The sequence below is a fragment of the Cohnella fermenti genome (assembly GCF_004801405.1).
GTDB classification, from domain to species: domain Bacteria; phylum Bacillota; class Bacilli; order Paenibacillales; family Paenibacillaceae; genus Cohnella; species Cohnella fermenti.
In genome coordinates this window covers 309,931-325,109 of sequence record NZ_SSOB01000001.1, presented here as the reverse complement: position 1 = coordinate 325,109, position 15,179 = coordinate 309,931, and the positions used below count along the sequence as shown (strand labels likewise).

Annotated in this window: 10 protein-coding genes; all 10 read right to left on the bottom strand. The window is 58.7% G+C overall.

All coding sequences use genetic code 11. The annotated features are described in order from the left end of the window. Positions 1-216 precede the first annotated feature (216 nt). Entirely contained in the window at positions 217-3,036 is a 2,820-nt protein-coding gene (gene ppdK, locus E6C55_RS01210) for a pyruvate, phosphate dikinase (protein ID WP_407923682.1), read from the bottom strand. Next, on the bottom strand, positions 3,033-3,224 hold the full coding sequence (locus E6C55_RS01205) for a GapA-binding peptide SR1P (RefSeq protein ID WP_136367940.1): 192 nt from the start codon (positions 3,222-3,224) through the stop codon (positions 3,033-3,035). Before E6C55_RS01205 ends, ppdK begins: the two co-directional genes overlap by 4 nt. Positions 3,225-4,408: 1,184 nt before the next feature. After that, on the bottom strand, positions 4,409-5,602 hold the full coding sequence (locus tag E6C55_RS01200; protein ID WP_136367939.1) for a M20 metallopeptidase family protein: 1,194 nt from the start codon (positions 5,600-5,602) through the stop codon (positions 4,409-4,411). A 44-nt stretch (positions 5,603-5,646) separates the two neighbouring features. After that, positions 5,647-7,680 carry an ABC transporter ATP-binding protein gene (locus E6C55_RS01195; RefSeq protein WP_136367938.1) on the bottom strand — a complete coding sequence of 678 codons (2,034 nt, stop codon included), beginning with the start codon at positions 7,678-7,680 and terminating at the stop codon, positions 5,647-5,649. Between the two features lie 34 nt (positions 7,681-7,714). Next, positions 7,715-8,611 (bottom strand): ABC transporter permease, encoded by an 897-nt coding sequence (locus tag E6C55_RS01190; protein WP_136367937.1) that lies wholly within the window; start codon positions 8,609-8,611, stop codon positions 7,715-7,717. Between the two features lie 29 nt (positions 8,612-8,640). Next, positions 8,641-9,567: an ABC transporter permease gene (locus E6C55_RS01185; RefSeq protein WP_136367936.1), complete on the bottom strand. Its 927-nt coding sequence runs from the start codon at positions 9,565-9,567 to the stop codon at positions 8,641-8,643. A gap of 22 nt (positions 9,568-9,589) precedes the next feature. Continuing rightward, complete coding sequence (locus E6C55_RS01180; RefSeq protein WP_136367935.1) at positions 9,590-11,314, bottom strand: ABC transporter substrate-binding protein; 1,725 nt, start codon at positions 11,312-11,314, stop codon at positions 9,590-9,592. Beyond that, the gene (locus E6C55_RS01175; RefSeq protein ID WP_136367934.1) at positions 11,311-12,675 is read right to left on the bottom strand and encodes an LLM class flavin-dependent oxidoreductase; all 1,365 of its coding nucleotides are present in this window, start codon (positions 12,673-12,675) and stop codon (positions 11,311-11,313) included. Before E6C55_RS01175 ends, E6C55_RS01180 begins: the two co-directional genes overlap by 4 nt. 226 nt (positions 12,676-12,901) lie before the next feature. Next, positions 12,902-13,948, bottom strand: coding sequence for a M23 family metallopeptidase (locus E6C55_RS01170; RefSeq protein WP_136367933.1), 1,047 nt, complete (start codon positions 13,946-13,948; stop codon positions 12,902-12,904). Next, on the bottom strand, positions 13,949-15,169 hold the full coding sequence (locus E6C55_RS01165) for a TolB-like translocation protein (RefSeq protein WP_136367932.1): 1,221 nt from the start codon (positions 15,167-15,169) through the stop codon (positions 13,949-13,951). Positions 15,170-15,179: the final 10 nt, after the last annotated feature.

Below are 15,179 nucleotides of genomic sequence, written 5' to 3'. Positions count from 1 at the left end.
TTTGCAAAGCTAGTGGAAATGTAGTCGAAATTTCAGGCTTATTTGCTCGTTCGGGCCTCAAGTCGCGAAATATAGTCGAATTTTCAAGCTTATTTGCTCGTTCATGCCTCAGACCGCGAAGTGTACTCGAAATTTCAGGCTTATTTGCTCGTTCGGGCCGCGGGTCAGGAGTTTCCGGTTCGCCGTTCTGTGCGATTGTAGCTTGCTAGGTTAAATTCAAATAGCTTTCGCGGCTTGGTCCGCTCCCATCTCGCCCCCGGTCGCTATCTCGGTCTCGATCCTGGTCGCCGTCTCATTCCCCGTCTCATTCCCCGTTCCGTTCGCAGTCTCGTGCTCCATCCCGGTCTCCGGTGCAATCTCGACGATCCCCGCCCCAGTCTCCGTACCCCGCTCCGCAACCATCGCCCCCTGCTCCACCGCGGCCTGGGCGGCGGCGATCCGGGCCAACGGAATCCGGTACGGAGAGCAACTGACATAGTTCAAGCCGGCGCGATGGCAGAAAGCGATCGAATCCTTGTCTCCGCCGTGCTCGCCGCAGATGCCCGTCTTCAGCGCAGGCTTCACCGCTCGGCCCGATGTTACCGCCAAGTCGATCAACTGGCCGACACCCTCCGCGTCCAGCACCTGGAACGGGTTGTGCGGCAGCAGCTTCCGATCCAGATAATGGGTCAGGAACTTGCCCTCCGCGTCGTCGCGGCTGTAGCCGAACGTCATCTGCGTCAGATCGTTCGTGCCGAACGAGAAGAAGTCCGCGTATTCCGCAATTCGGCCCGCAGTGAGCGCCGCACGCGGCACCTCGATCATCGTGCCGACCGTATAGCGGCAATTCCGCCTCTCTTCTTCCGTCAGAATCTGCCCGGCGATCTCGTCGATTCGCCCGCGAAGCAGCTTGAGCTCGCTCGCGTCTCCGACGAGCGGGATCATGATCTCGAGCCGCACGTCCGCCTGCTGTTCGATCCGGGCGGCGGCCGCCTTGAACAGCGCCTCGATCTGCATGTCGTAGATCTCGGGGTAGACGATGCCGAGCCGGCAGCCGCGCTGGCCGAGCATCGGATTCGCCTCGTGCAGCGATTGGACCTTGCGGATCAGTTGCTTGATCTCCGTTCGCTCCGCCTCCGACTTTGCCTCTGCAAGGCTTGTCTGAAGCTCGCCCGCCTTCGGCAGGAATTCGTGAAGAGGAGGATCGAGCAGGCGAACCGTAACGGGCAGGCCATCCATCGCGGCAAAAATCCCCTCGAAGTCAGATTGCTGGATCGGAAGAAGCCCGTCCAGCGCTTCCTTGCGCTCCTCCGGCGTATCCGCCACGATCATCCGCTGCATGATCTCCAGCCGAGAGGGAGCAAAAAACATATGCTCCGTCCGGCAAAGCCCGATGCCCTCCGCCCCGAACTCGCGGGCGATCCGCGCATCCTCCGGCGTGTCCGCGTTCGCGTAGACGCGGAGCGAACGAACCTCGTCGGCCCAGGCAAGCATCTGCAGCAATTCGGGCGAAGCCGTCGCCTCCTTCAGCGGAACGGCTCCGGCGATAACCCGGCCGCTGGCTCCGTCAAGCGTTATCCATTCTCCTTCGGCGAATTCGCGGCCGCCGACGACCAGCCGCTTCCGCTCCTCGTCGATGCGAATATCCTCGCAGCCGCATACGCACGGCTTGCCCATGCCCCTCGCGACGACGGCGGCATGGCTCGTCATGCCGCCGCGGCTCGTCAGGACGCCCTCCGCCGCCAGCACGCCGTGAATGTCCTCGGGCGTCGTCTCGGGCCGCACAAGAATGACCGGCTTGCCGGCCTGCTTCCACTCGGAAGCGACGTCGGGATCGAAGGCGATCCTGCCGATCGCCGCGCCCGGCGAAGCGGGCAATCCCACAGCAAGCACATCGGCCGCCGCCGACTCGTCGATCCCCCGGTGAAGCAGTTGGTCCAGGTGGGACGCTTCGATCCGCAGCAGCGCTTTTTCCATCGTTAAGACGCCTTCCTGCACCAGATCGACCGCGATCTTCATCGCCGCCTGGGCGTTCCGCTTCCCGCTTCTCGTCTGCAGAACGTACAGCTTGCCGCTCTCCACCGTGAACTCGATATCCTGCATGTCCTGATAACGGCGCTCCAGCAGGGCGCACACCTGGGACAGCTCCGCATACATATCCGGCATCTCGCTTCGCAGCGTTCCGATTGTCTGCGGAGTGCGGACTCCCGCCACAACGTCCTCGCCCTGGGCATTGATCAGATATTCCCCGAACAGATTCGCCTCGCCGGAGGAAGGATTGCGCGTGAACACGACACCGGTGCCGCAATCGTCACCCTTGTTGCCGAATACCATGCTCTGAACGTTGACCGCGGTGCCCTGATCGTCCGGAATCCGGTTGATCCGGCGATACACCTGCGCACGCTGATTATTCCACGAACGAAATACGGCCTCCGTCGCCAGCCCAAGCTGCTCACGGACATTCTGCGGGAACTCTCGCCCGGATTGGGACCTCACGCACGTTTTGTAGTTCTCGATCAGCTCCCGCCAGCCTTCCGCCGCAACGTCCTGATCCGCTTCCGCCCCCCGCTTCGCCTTCAATCGATGCAGCAGTCGTTCGAAGTGCATCCCTTCGATGCCGAGCACAACACTCCCGAACATCTGGATCAGGCGGCGGTAGCAATCGTAAGCGAACCGGGGATTGCCCGTCGCGGCAGCCAGTCCCTCAACCGTCTCGTCGTTCAGCCCCAGGTTCAGAATCGTGTCCATCATTCCCGGCATCGAGGTGACGGAGCCCGAGCGCACCGAGACGAGCAGCGGATTGCGAGCGTCGCCGAACGCTTGCCCTGTCTCGCTCTCCAACCGCGCGAGCGCGTCAAAAATCTGGCGGATCGTCTCCTCCGTCAATTGATTGCCGGACTTGAAGTAGGCGTGGCAAGCTTCCGTCGTTACCGTGAAGCCCGGCGGCACCGGCAGCCCCGCTCGGGTCATCTCCGCCAGGTTCGCTCCCTTGCCGCCAAGCAGTTGCTTCATTCGGGCATTCCCTTCATGGAACGCGTATACGTATTGGTTCGTCAAACTGGCCGTCCTCCGCTTCTGCTGCTGGTTTCCTGGCATTCCGCCTTGCCGCACACTCCGGCGATCTTCGTGAACCCGTTAGTCGGGAGCGTATAGATGACCTCATTGCAGCTTTTGCAGATCACAACCCCGAGTTCGTTCTCCTGGCTGGAATCCTGCACTGCGCTGGCGCTGCTATCTTCACGCATGTGTTCTCCTCCTCTCGGTTGATAAACTGCCTCTCCTGCCGACACCTCCGAATGCTTTTGCTCATGATGCGCCTCGTCATTGTGATGTACTAATTATAATAATGACTCATATATAATGCAATATGTTTAATATAAATTATTTTGTGAGTCATATAAATAAGAGATCGTCACAATAGGCGTACAAATAGGCGTGGCATATCCCCCCTGCTCAGATCCTGTTCGGAGGCCCCTCTCGAGAGAGGACAGATCCTTACGCTGGGAAAATGGGGTGCGGCGCCTTATCTCCGTGTCCGTGCGGTGCGAGTCTTCTTGTTCGAGTCTCAATGAATGAGTTGCCCCCGCTAACTCTAGCGTCTGCGGGCGGGGGCGGCGCGGAATGGTGCGGGAATGGTGCGGCGAGGGGCTGGCGCATCTACGCTGTCTCGTAGTACATCGGGGGAGCTAGGGCGGAGTAGCTTAGGAGGAGCGAGGTTACTTGGCGGGTCTCGACTATTCGGCGCTTTGAAGGGGCTGAGGCGGTAGGGTGGGGTGCTCACGCATCTCCGCTATCTCGTTCGTCGGAGAAGCTTGGGAGGAGCGAGGTTACTTGGCGGGTCTCCACTATTCGGCGCTTTGAAGGGGGTTGGAGCGCCGTTCATCCTCCTTGCTCCGACCACCATCACGATTTTATGTGGTTTTTCACATTCGTTGGCGCGGATTCCGGGGGAGTCGAGGCATTTTATATGATTTTTCGCATATATACGGAATTTCGAGCCGGAGTTGGCGCCATATATGTGATTTTTCGCATATAATCGGCCAATTCGCCCTCTAGCGTGAGACGCCAATGTGAATTTTCACATAAATTCGGACAGTCCTCGGCAACACACCGGCTTCGTCGGCATTGCCAGCTTCTTCGGCGGCTTCCAGCCCCGATGGAAGGGCAAAACGACGTGCAAGCAAGCGAGCAATAGGCCCAGTTGAGTCACCACGACTCAACTGAGGGCGCCATCCAGCGGTTGCCCGGCCCAGTTGAGTCACCACGACTCAACTGAGGGCACCATACGGCGATCGGCCGGCCCAGTTGAGTCACCACGACTCATCTGCGGGCATGATCCAGCGGTTGCCCGGCCCAGTTGAGTCACCACGACTCAACTGCGGGCATGATCCATTAGGCAGGCGCCGACTCGCGCGCCCCGTTCCCCTCTTTATTCGCCAAGCAGCGATTCCGCCGCAAGCGTCAGGAACACTTTGCCGGCGGCGAGCAGCGCCCTCTCGTCGAAGTCGAAGCGGGGGTGGTGGTGCGGGTAGTGTGTGCGCTCCTCATCATTGCGGGCGCCGACGTGGATGAACGCGCCCGGCCGATGCTCCAGGTAATACGCGAAGTCCTCCGCTCCCATGACGGCGGGCAGCTCGATGAACGAGTCCTCCCCGAGCACCCGCTTGACCGTATCCCGGGCGCGCTCGAAGCCGGCCTTCGGGTTCACAAGCGACGGGTAGCCGTTCAAGTATTCGATGTCGGCCGTCGCGTGGGCGGACTCGCAGATTCCCCGGACGACGCGCCGGATCTCCTCCTCGACCTGGCTTCTCACCTGCTTGTCGAAGGTCCGGACCGTTCCTTCGAGCTTGGCCGTTCCGGCGATCACGTTAAACGCCGTCCCCGCCTGGAAAACCCCCACGCTAATCACGACGGGCTGAAGAGGATTGACCCGGCGGCTGACGATCTGCTGCAGGGCTCCGACCACCTGGCTGCCGATGACGACGGAGTCGACCGCGTCGTGCGGACGCGCTCCGTGGCCGCCCTTGCCGCGGATCGTGATCGTGAAGGCGTCGACGGCCGCCATCGCGTGTCCTTCCTTCAGGCCGGCCCGGCCGTAAGGAATGTCGGACGAGACGTGGACACCGTACACCTCGTCGACGCCGTCCAGGGCGCCGTCCTCGATCATGAACTTGGCCCCGCCCGGCGGCTTCTCTTCCGCATGCTGGAAGATGAAGACGATGCTGCCCTTCAGCTCGTGCCGGTAACGGCTGAGCACTCCCGCGACGCCGAGCAGCGTCGAGGTATGGCCGTCGTGCCCGCAGGCGTGCATGACGCCGGGCACCGTCGACTTGTACGGCGTCTCCTTCTCGTCCTGGATCGGAAGCGCGTCGAAGTCGGCGCGGAAGGCCAGAGTCGGCCCCGGCCTTCCTCCCTTCAGAACGCCAAGGACGCCCCGGCCTCCCACGTTCGTTCTCACCTCGATCCCTTCCAGAGCGCGAAGGCGATCCGCGACGAACGCCGCCGTCTGCTCTTCCTCGAACGACAGCTCCGGATGCTGATGCAAATATCTTCTGACATTAATCAATTCGCCCTCGGCCTTCTCCAGTTCCCCGAACAGCGTATCCAACCAACGTTCCGACATTCCCTGTTCCTCCTTGCATGCTCATCTGTCTGTCCTATCTCTTATTATAGCGGGTAATGGCACGCAACGACATGTTCGGGATCGACCGCCCGCAGCGCCGGCTCCTCCTCCCGGCAGCGAGCCGTGGCCAGCGGGCAGCGCGTATGGAAGCGGCAGCCGGAAGGCGGTCGGGCCGGCGAAGGAATCTCTCCTTGCAGCGTAATTCTCTCTCTCTTCGCTCCGAGATCCGCGCTCGGGACGGAGGCGATCAGCGCCTTCGTGTACGGATGCGCCGGGCGCAGGAACAATTCATGGCTCGGCGCGATCTCGACCAGCTTGCCCAGGTACATGACGCCGATTCGATCGGACAGATGCCGAACGATCTGCAAGCCGTGGGCGATGAACAGATAGGTCAGCCCCAGTTTCTCCTGCAGCTCCTGCAGCAGATTGACGACCTGCGCCTGCACCGAGACGTCGAGCGCCGATACCGCTTCGTCCGCGAGCACGAACTTCGGATTCAGCGCGATCGCCCGGGCGATGCCGATGCGCTGCCGCTGCCCTCCCGAGAATTCGTGCGGATAGCGGCTTGCGTAGGAGGCGTCCAGACCGACGGATTCGAGCAGCCGGGCGACTCGCTCCTTCTTCTCGGAGGCGTTCAAGCGTTCATGCACGCGAAGCGGCTCCCCGACGATGTCGCCGACGTTCCAGCGCGGATCAAGCGAGCCGTACGGATCTTGGAAAATCATCTGAATATCCTTGCGAGCCGAGCGAAGAGAGGTCCCCCCCATGTCGGTGAGCTCTCGGCCGTCGAAGCGGATGCGCCCCGCCGTCGCCTTCTCAAGCTGCAGCAGCACCCGGCCCAAGGTCGACTTGCCGCTTCCCGATTCGCCCACAAGACCGAAGGTCTCTCCCTGGCGAATGGAGAAGCTGACGTCGTCCACGGCTCGAATGTAAGCGCGCTTCCGTCCGGGCAGGCTGCCCTTGACCGGATAATACTTGCGCACCCCTTCCACTTGGAGAAGCTCCTGCGAGGAGGACGGAGACGTTGCCGTTAGCGCTCCGTCAGGCGGAACCGCAGTCGATGCCGCGTCGAGTCCGCCGGACCGCTTGTTCCCCTTCGTCGTCTTCAGCAGCTCTTCTGTATGCCAGCACGCCCACTCCCGTTCGCCTCTGGCGACGAGCGGAGGCGCCTCGCTTCGGCACTTGTCCGTGGCGAGCGGGCACCTCGGATGGAACAGGCAGCCGTTCGGCAGCGCCGTCAGGCTCGGAATCGAACCTGCGATGGAATGCAGCTTCTCTCCCTTCTCCGTATCCAGCGTCGCAATGGAATCCAGCAGTCCCCGCGTATAGGGATGGTGCGGCCTCGCGAACAGCTCCGCCGTGGGCGCCTGCTCCGCCACCCGTCCCGCGTACAGGACGACAACCCGGTCCGCGATCTCCGCGGCGATGCCCAGATCGTGCGTGATGAGCAGAATCGACATCCCGAACTCTTCCTTCAGCTCCTGAAGAAGCTGCAGAATCTGCGCCTGAATCGTGACGTCAAGCGCGGTCGTCGGCTCGTCCGCGATAAGCAGCTCGGGCCCGCACGACAGGGCAAGCGCGATCATCGCGCGCTGAAGCATCCCGCCGGACAACTCGCCCGGATACTGCTTCATGCGGATGCGCGGCTCCGGGATGCCGACCCGGTCCAGCAGCGATACCGCGTGCTCCCAAGCATCTTCCTTCGACTTGGAATCGTGGCGGCGGATCGTCTCCACGATCTGGTACCCGATCGTGTACACGGGATCGAAGGCGGCCATCGGCTCCTGGAATACCATCGCCATCTTCTTGCCGCGGAGGGAACGAAGCTCGTTCTGGGACAGGGAGGCCAGGTCGAGGCCGCCCAGCCGAATCCGGCCGCCGGCAATGCGGCCGTTCTCGTAATCGATCAGCCTCATGACCGACTTCGAGGCGACGGTCTTGCCGCTTCCCGATTCGCCGACGAGACAGACGGTCTCCCCCTGGCGAATCGTCAGGCTCACCTCGCTTAGCGCTTGCAGCGGACCTCTCCTCGTGTGAAAGTCGACGGACAGGCGGTTGATCTCCAGAAGTGGTTCCACGTTGCGATCCCCCTTTTTCTACCCCAAATGGCAGTTAAGCTTCCTTCTTCTTCGGGTCCAGGTAATCTCTCAGCCAATCGCCGACGATGTTGACGGCCAGCACCAGCAGCGTAATCGCGAGCCCCGGGAATGTGCAGATCCACCAAGCAACGGTCAGGTAGCCCCTCCCCTGGGAGAGAAGGGTGCCCCAGTCCGGGATCTCCTTGAGCAGGCCGAGGCCGAGGAAGCTGAGTCCCGAGCCGGCCAGAATGGAGCTGCCGATGCCAAGCGTGGACATCACGAGCAGAGGGGACAACGAATTGGGAAGCACATGCCGCCAGAAAATCCCGAAGCGAGTCACCCCGATCGAACGGGCCGCCGTAATGTAGGGCCTTCCGTTGATGCTCATCGTCTGCCCGCGCATGACTCTCGCATAGCCCGGTATGGCTGCCGCGGCGACGGCCAGGACGATGTTCGTCAGGCTCGGCCCCATGGCGGCGGCGATGGCGAGCGCGAGCAGAATGCCCGGAATCGTCATCAAGGTATCGACAAGCCTCATCGCAACCGAGTCGAGCCGACCGCCGATGTAGCCCGACAGAGCGCCGAGCGTCCCGCCGACAAGCCCTCCTACCACGACCGACATCAGGCCGATGAACAGCGAATCGCGGCTGCCATAGACGACGAGACTGAACACGTCCCGGCCGAAGTAATCGGTGCCGAACGGGTGGGCGGCGCTGGGCGCCTGCATGATGCTGTCCGTCATCATCTCCGTGGGCGGATAAGGCGCGATCCACTGCGGAACGATGGCGCACAGCACGATAAACGCGATAACGGCAACGGCTCCCGCTGCGAACAGCCGGGATAAGTCGAACCGTCGACCGGACGAGCGAAGAGCGGGCAGCTCCCACTTCCGCTTCTGCAGCAAGGCTTTGGCCGTTGCCGATTCCCTCATCAATATTCCTCCTCAATTATTAAACGGCATTAAGCGGCGCGTCTGACGCGCGGATCGATGTACGAATACGAGATATCGACGAGCAGATTAACCAGAACGTAGACGATGGCCGAGAACACAATGACGCCCTGCACGACCGGCAGGTCCTTCGCCATAATGGCGTCGGCGACGATGCGGCCGATCCCTTGGCGCGAGAACACCGTCTCGATGACAACCGCTCCCGCGAGCATCTCCCCGACCAGCATCCCGATCATCGTCACGGACGGAATGAGCGCGTTGCGCAACGCATGGCGATACATGATCGCGCGCTCGGACAGCCCCTTGGAGCGAAGCGTCACGATGAAGTGCTCGTTCACCACTTCCAGCATGCTGTTGCGCACCATCCGGACGATGAAGCCGCCTCCGATCAGCCCGAGCGTCGCAGCGGGAAGCACGAGCGTCTTCCAGCCGTCCGAGCCCATCGCCGGCAGCCAGCCGAGATGGATCGAGAAGACGAGCAGCAGCAGAATACCCGACCAGAACGTCGGCATCGAGATGCCCAGCAAGCCCACGATTCGGGCGATGACGTCAATCGGGCGATTCCGGTGGATCGCGGACAGAACGCCAAGCAGCACCCCGACGATGACGGACAGGAGGGCGCTGGCGGCGGCAAGGGCCAACGTGGCCGGAAAATGCTCGATGATCTTCGGAAGCACCGGTTCGGAATTGAGCAGCGACTTGCCGAAGTCTCCCCGCAGCAGCTTGCCGAAGTAATCGGCGAGCTGCGCGTAGAGGGGCTGATCGACGCCGAGCTGATGGCGAAGGGTCGCGATCTGTTCGGGAGTGGCGGAGGCGGGGTCGATCAAGGAATCGACCGGATCGCCGGGAAGCAAGTACATGATGACGAAGACAAGCACGGAGGAACCCGCGATGACGAGAAGCGATGACAGCACTCTCCCGATAATTGTCCGAACCATGGCCGCTACCTCTTTTCCACGCTTATTTCTGAATGTACACGCCGCCGAACTGCGGATACCCGACGGAGTCGAACGCAAGGCCCTTCACCTTGTTCGAAGCGGCAACCGTATAAGGGAACACGTAGATCGGAAGGATGACCGCATTGTCCTTGATGAACTGCTGAACGTTCTTGTACAGCTCGGCGCGCTTCGTGTCGTCCTTCTCGACCGCCGCCTGCTCGAGCCACTGGTCAAGCTGCGAATCGGAGACGTGGGCGATATTGCCGAGCACGCCCGGAGCGGCGGTGTGATAGAACTGGCTCAGCGCATTCGGGTCGACGTTCACCTGGCTGTTGCCGTAAATATCGTAGTCGTCGTTCTGGAATACCTTCGTGGCCACGTCCTTCGTAATCTCGACGTCGACCTGGATGCCGATCTTCTTGAGCTGCTGCTGGATCATGACGGCGATGTCGTTGCGCTTCTCGCGATTCGGGGACCCGTCCACGTAATGCAGCGTCAGCTTCTTGCCGTCCTTCTCGCGAATGCCGTCCGAGCCGACGGTCCAGCCGAGCTCGTCGAGCAGTTGGTTCGCCTTGTCCGCGTCCGGCTGAACCGAATTCTCCAGCGATGCGTCGTAGCCGAACATGCTTGGCGTCAGCGCGGACCAGGCCTGCTCGTACGTGCCCAGGTACAGCGTCTTGACGATGGAGCCGATGTCGACTCCGTATTGCAGCGCCTGACGCGCTTTAAGCTCGTTCCAGGGCTCCTTGTTCTGATTGATGAACAGCGTATACGGCAGCCCGCCCGTCTCGACCTGCAGCACCTGGAAGTTGGAGTCCGCCTTCAGAGCGGCGATATTCTGCGGAGGAACGGTCTCCGCGGCCAGCACCTGCTTGCTCTGCACGCTTCCGATCCGGGTCGCTTCTTCCGGGACGATCTTGAAGACGAGCTTATCCAGGTAGGCCGCCCCCTGGTTGCTTGCCGTCTCCGGCCCCCAATTGTAGTCGGGATTGCGCTCCAGCGTAATGTCGGCGTTCTCCTGCCAGCCGACGAACTTGAACGGACCGGTTCCTACCGGGTTTTTGCCGAATTGGTCGCCATACTTCTCCACCGCAGTCGGCGAGACGATGCCCAGGGTCGTCTGCGTCAGGTTGACGAGGAAAGCCCGGGACGGCGTCGACAGGACCAGCTTGATCGTATAGTCGTCGATCACCTCGGAGGACGCGTACGGCTTCAGCGCCGACGCCGAGTTGCTCGCCTTCGTGTTCGGGTCCAGAATGCGGTCGAAGGTGAACTTGACCGCTTCCGCATTGAACGGCGTGCCGTCCTGGAACTTCACGTCCTGGCGAAGCTTGAACGTGTAGGTCAGGCCGTCGTCGGACACGCTCCACTCCGTCGCCAGCCAAGGCTTGATCTCGTTGTTCGCATCCTTGACGACCAGGTTGTCGAAGATCGACCGATAGACGCGCGAGGCGACCGCGAGCCCGCTCCGGGCAGGGTCGAGCGTGTCCGGGGAGGTAGCGAGCGCATAGGTCAGCTCGCCCCCTTGAACCGGCGTCTCCGCCGCGGCCTGCTCGGCGGACGGAGCGGCCGACGACGACTGGGCTTCTCCCGCGGCTCCGTTGCCTCCGCTTGCTCCGCTGCTCTTGTTGCCGCCGTTGCCTCCGGCGCATGCCGACAGGACCAGCGCTATGGCCAGGAACAAGCTTGCCGTGCTCCAATAGGCACTTCGATGAGTCCGACCTTGCTGTCTATGCGTTGTTCTCATTGCTTCACACTCTCCAATTCGGGGTCCGATTCAATCGTCGCGGCAGGCTGCTTGACATAACGGTTAACCGGGAAGCCCAGCCCCAGGTTGCCGCGCAGCGTGTCGGATTCGTAGTCGTCGCGGTAGATGCCGCGTTGCTGCAGGATCGGAACGACGAGCTCGACGAAGTCGTTCAGGCCGTTCGGAGCGTTCGAGCCGATGATGAAGCCGTCCGCCGCTCCCGCCTCGAACCATTCCTGAATCCGGTCGGCCACCTGCTCGGGCGTGCCGATGAAGTCGCCCCGCGGCGTCGTGGAACGGATCGCAACCTGGCGGAGCGTCAGATTAAGCTCCTTCGCCTTGGCTTTGATCCGGTCCGTCGTGCTGCGGAAGCCGTTGGAGCCGAGCTCGCCGAGCTCCGGGAACGGCTCGTCGAGCGGATATTGCGAGAAGTCGTGATGGTCGAAGAAGCGGCCCAAGTATTGCAGCGCATCCTCGATGGACCCGAGGTTCGCCGTCTCCTCGTACTTGCGCTCCGCCTCTTCCGCAGTGCGCCCGACGATCGGGCCGATTCCCGGGAAGATCAGCACGTCGTCCGGGGAGCGGCCGTACTCCGCCGCCCGACGCTTCACGTCGGCGTAGAATTGCCGCGCCTCCTCCAGCGTCTCGTGTCCGGTGAACACCGCATCCGCCGTCTTCGCCGCCAGGTTGCGCCCGGAATCCGAGGAGCCGGCCTGGAACACGATCGGCTGCCCTTGCTTGGAGCGGGCGATGTTGAGCGGCCCCGCCACGGAGAAGTGCTTGCCCTTGTGGTTCAGCCGGTGAAGCTTCTCCGGATCGAAGAACACGCCGCTCTCCTTGTTGCGCACGAACGCGTCGTCCTCCCACGAATCCCACAGCCCCTTCGCGACTTCGATGTACTCTTCGGCGATCTCGTAGCGCGTCGAATGATCGGGATGGGTTCCCTTATTGAAGTTGGAAGCGGCCCCTTCGCCCGGCGACGTCACGACGTTCCATCCGGCGCGGCCTCCGCTGATGTGATCCAGCGAAGCGAATTGCCGGGCCACCGTGAACGGCTCGCTATACGAGGTGGACAGCGTGCCGACCAGCCCGATGCGGCTCGTGACCGCCGCCAGCGACGACAGCAGCGTCAGCGGCTCGAAGCGATTCAGGAAGTGCGGAATCGCCTTCTCGTTGATAAACAGACCGTCGGCGATGAAGACGAAGTCGAACTTGCCCTCCTCCGCCTTGCGCGCCTGCCCTTGATAATAGGAGATGTTGATGCTGGCATCCGACTGAATGTCGGGATGCCTCCAAGCCGATACGCTGGACCCGACACCGTGAATGACCGCTCCCAATCTCAGCTTTCTTTTCTCTGTCATGTTCCTCGCCCTCCAATACCTTGTATTCAACTAGGATTTATATGTAATAATAAGAGATGCTCCTGCTTTTGTGTTATAGATAACTTCAATTCAACGATTCAAAAGTCCGATTCCACGAGCAGAGCCCACAACGCCCACATGCAAACCTATACGGCAGACTCGAATGAAAAAACCGCCAATCCCAGTTCAGGAGAGGCGGCTTTCGATTATTTGCAACAACATCCTTTTATACAGTTAAAGTTTCATATTTTACTGGAGTTGCTGAAGGGAAATTATTCCCATTCGCATCTGGATGATCGTATTTTGCCGGGAATAACGCCCAGTTATGCGCTTCCGTGACTGAGCAAGCGCCTCCGGCATTACTACTTTCCCCTGTTTCGCAATACGTATCATACGTCGGACTGTCAACATTACGATATCCGACAACATACCATTTTATTGTTTGGCCGGAAGTCGCAATGGTATCCAGATCAATTGACCATCTATAGGCTTGGCTGGCATAGGGGGACATCGGGTCTGACATATAATGCGACTTTGACATTTGGGCAACGCTCCACGTACTAGCTGTTCCTACCTTATACCATAATTCAACTTTCGAATGCTCTTGTAAGTGGCCGTCGTTCCAAGTGTACGAGGAGATAAACAATTCATGTGACGAAGTATTGTAATACGGTTTAGCAATTGTATCCAAATCCATCCCGTAGTTCCAGTTGCTAATTGATACATAACGCGGTCCCAGCGTTTCATAATCAACAGTGGATGCGTCAATTTTATTATTTGTTATTCCAAAATGTAAATGCACCGCATAGCCACCATTGTTGGCTGTGCTGGCTATTGTACCAATTTGATCGTCCACTGCAAGCGCATCATTCACGGCCAAGGTAGAAAGAGGAGTTAAATGGAGGAAACTGGCATGTTGATTGGTGAAAATAAGCACTGAAAACTTCCATGTTTGTTTTGCGCTGACCGTCCCGCTATAAATAGTATAGACGGGAGTGTTAACACTCATGGCTAGGTCCGTTCCTTGGTGGGGACGAGAACCGATCGATCGCGGGGAGTTGTTTTTGGAATTAACGGCAGGGTAAATACTGGTAGTTGCGGATGTCGAAGATCTCGCTGGACTTTTAAGTTGGATCCAAGATAAGTCCCATTCCGCTTTCGAATCAATATAACCACTATTATAAGAGAACGAGTTGGCTGTTGCGGTGCCATTTACGCTCAAAAATAATAGGAATACGAGAGAATAAACAATTGCCCTATTTCTTTGCTTCATTTATTTTACCTCCTCATCATTAGTGTTCATAATGACAGAGTTCGAAGATGTTCCATCAGCATTATAAACTGTGACAATGAATTGTTCGTTGTTAATCCATCCTTGGATTTCCGCCAGTTCAGGCTTCTCGCTTGGAATATTAAATAACTTAAGCGATTTGGATTCAAGGTTATACACGATAATTTTTCTTGAAGAGGCTGCCTTCCGATCAACAAATACGGTTCCTAACAATTTTTCCGCATCCGGAGACAATCGGAAGTTGAAGGTAAGGCGACTGGCTTGATCTACCGCTAATTCAAATTGCTTAGTGGCACGCAGGTCCTTAAAGTAGACCGTGGCATTATTAGGATGACTGAATGCAAGAATTTTATTGTCAAGCGATTGATATTGTTCCGCATTGGATACAATATCTTCAACCTGCTCGGTATCTAAATTATAGGATTTGATATTATTAGTCGAATTATCTAAGAAGTATAATGATCTCCCTTTCCAGAATAGTGAACGGGAGTTTTTAATCAATAAGGATTCTTCTCCCGACTTTAGATTAATGGTCCAGATATCATCAAAGTTATCTCCGTTTTGAATAGCACGGCGGTTGCTCATATAGGAAACGATTTGGTTGTCTTCACTAATTAACGGCGAGTAGGCCCACTGGAGCGCAACATCAGCGTGAGGAGCGTTGTTTATATCCGTTTTATCAAACTCTCCGACGCTGTCCTTGGATATTTTGGTTATTCGGGATGATGAGGGATTAAGTAAATAGATATTGCCTGATTCACTCGAAAAGGCATAAAGACCAAAATTGCTTGAATTAATCAATTCAGGATTGGGAACCCCCTTCTCGGTTGCAAATAAAACGGTATCTCCTACCTCCATTTTATTTAAAGTGAGACTGCCTTCTTCATAAGGAAGTGTAAGCGACTCCGAATACGCTTGTGCTATTTCGCCATTATCATTGACTTTAGCTAGAACGCTAGCTTTCAGGTAGTTTTTTATTTTGTTTGGATCCTCGATAAGCTCACTTACGTCCAGAGCATTACCAGCGATTTCCTGGAGTTCTTGCTGGGATATCTCGGGAACAAGAACAGGCTCGCCATTTACATTAATCACCTTATAGTTGTCATCACTCACCTTAAATAGGGAGTAATTTGCCGATATGACTCCACCACCCATTATAGCCAAAGCGACTGCCGTACTAATGGCGAGTTTCCGATATTTCATTTTTTTGACC

Excerpts from the sequence above, each read along its gene's own strand:
- E6C55_RS01180 (WP_136367935.1), bottom strand. The coding sequence starts at position 11,314 with ATGAGAACAACGCATAGACAGCAAGGTCGGACTCATCGAAGTGCCTAT.
- E6C55_RS01205 (WP_136367940.1), bottom strand. The coding sequence starts at position 3,224 with ATGCGTGAAGATAGCAGCGCCAGCGCAGTGCAGGATTCCAGCCAGGAG.
- E6C55_RS01200 (WP_136367939.1), bottom strand. The coding sequence starts at position 5,602 with ATGTCGGAACGTTGGTTGGATACGCTGTTCGGGGAACTGGAGAAGGCC.
- E6C55_RS01175 (WP_136367934.1), bottom strand. The coding sequence starts at position 12,675 with ATGACAGAGAAAAGAAAGCTGAGATTGGGAGCGGTCATTCACGGTGTC.
- E6C55_RS01170 (WP_136367933.1), bottom strand. The coding sequence starts at position 13,948 with ATGAAGCAAAGAAATAGGGCAATTGTTTATTCTCTCGTATTCCTATTA.
- E6C55_RS01165 (WP_136367932.1), bottom strand. The coding sequence starts at position 15,169 with ATGAAATATCGGAAACTCGCCATTAGTACGGCAGTCGCTTTGGCTATA.
- E6C55_RS01185 (WP_136367936.1), bottom strand. The coding sequence starts at position 9,567 with ATGGTTCGGACAATTATCGGGAGAGTGCTGTCATCGCTTCTCGTCATC.
- E6C55_RS01190 (WP_136367937.1), bottom strand. The coding sequence starts at position 8,611 with ATGAGGGAATCGGCAACGGCCAAAGCCTTGCTGCAGAAGCGGAAGTGG.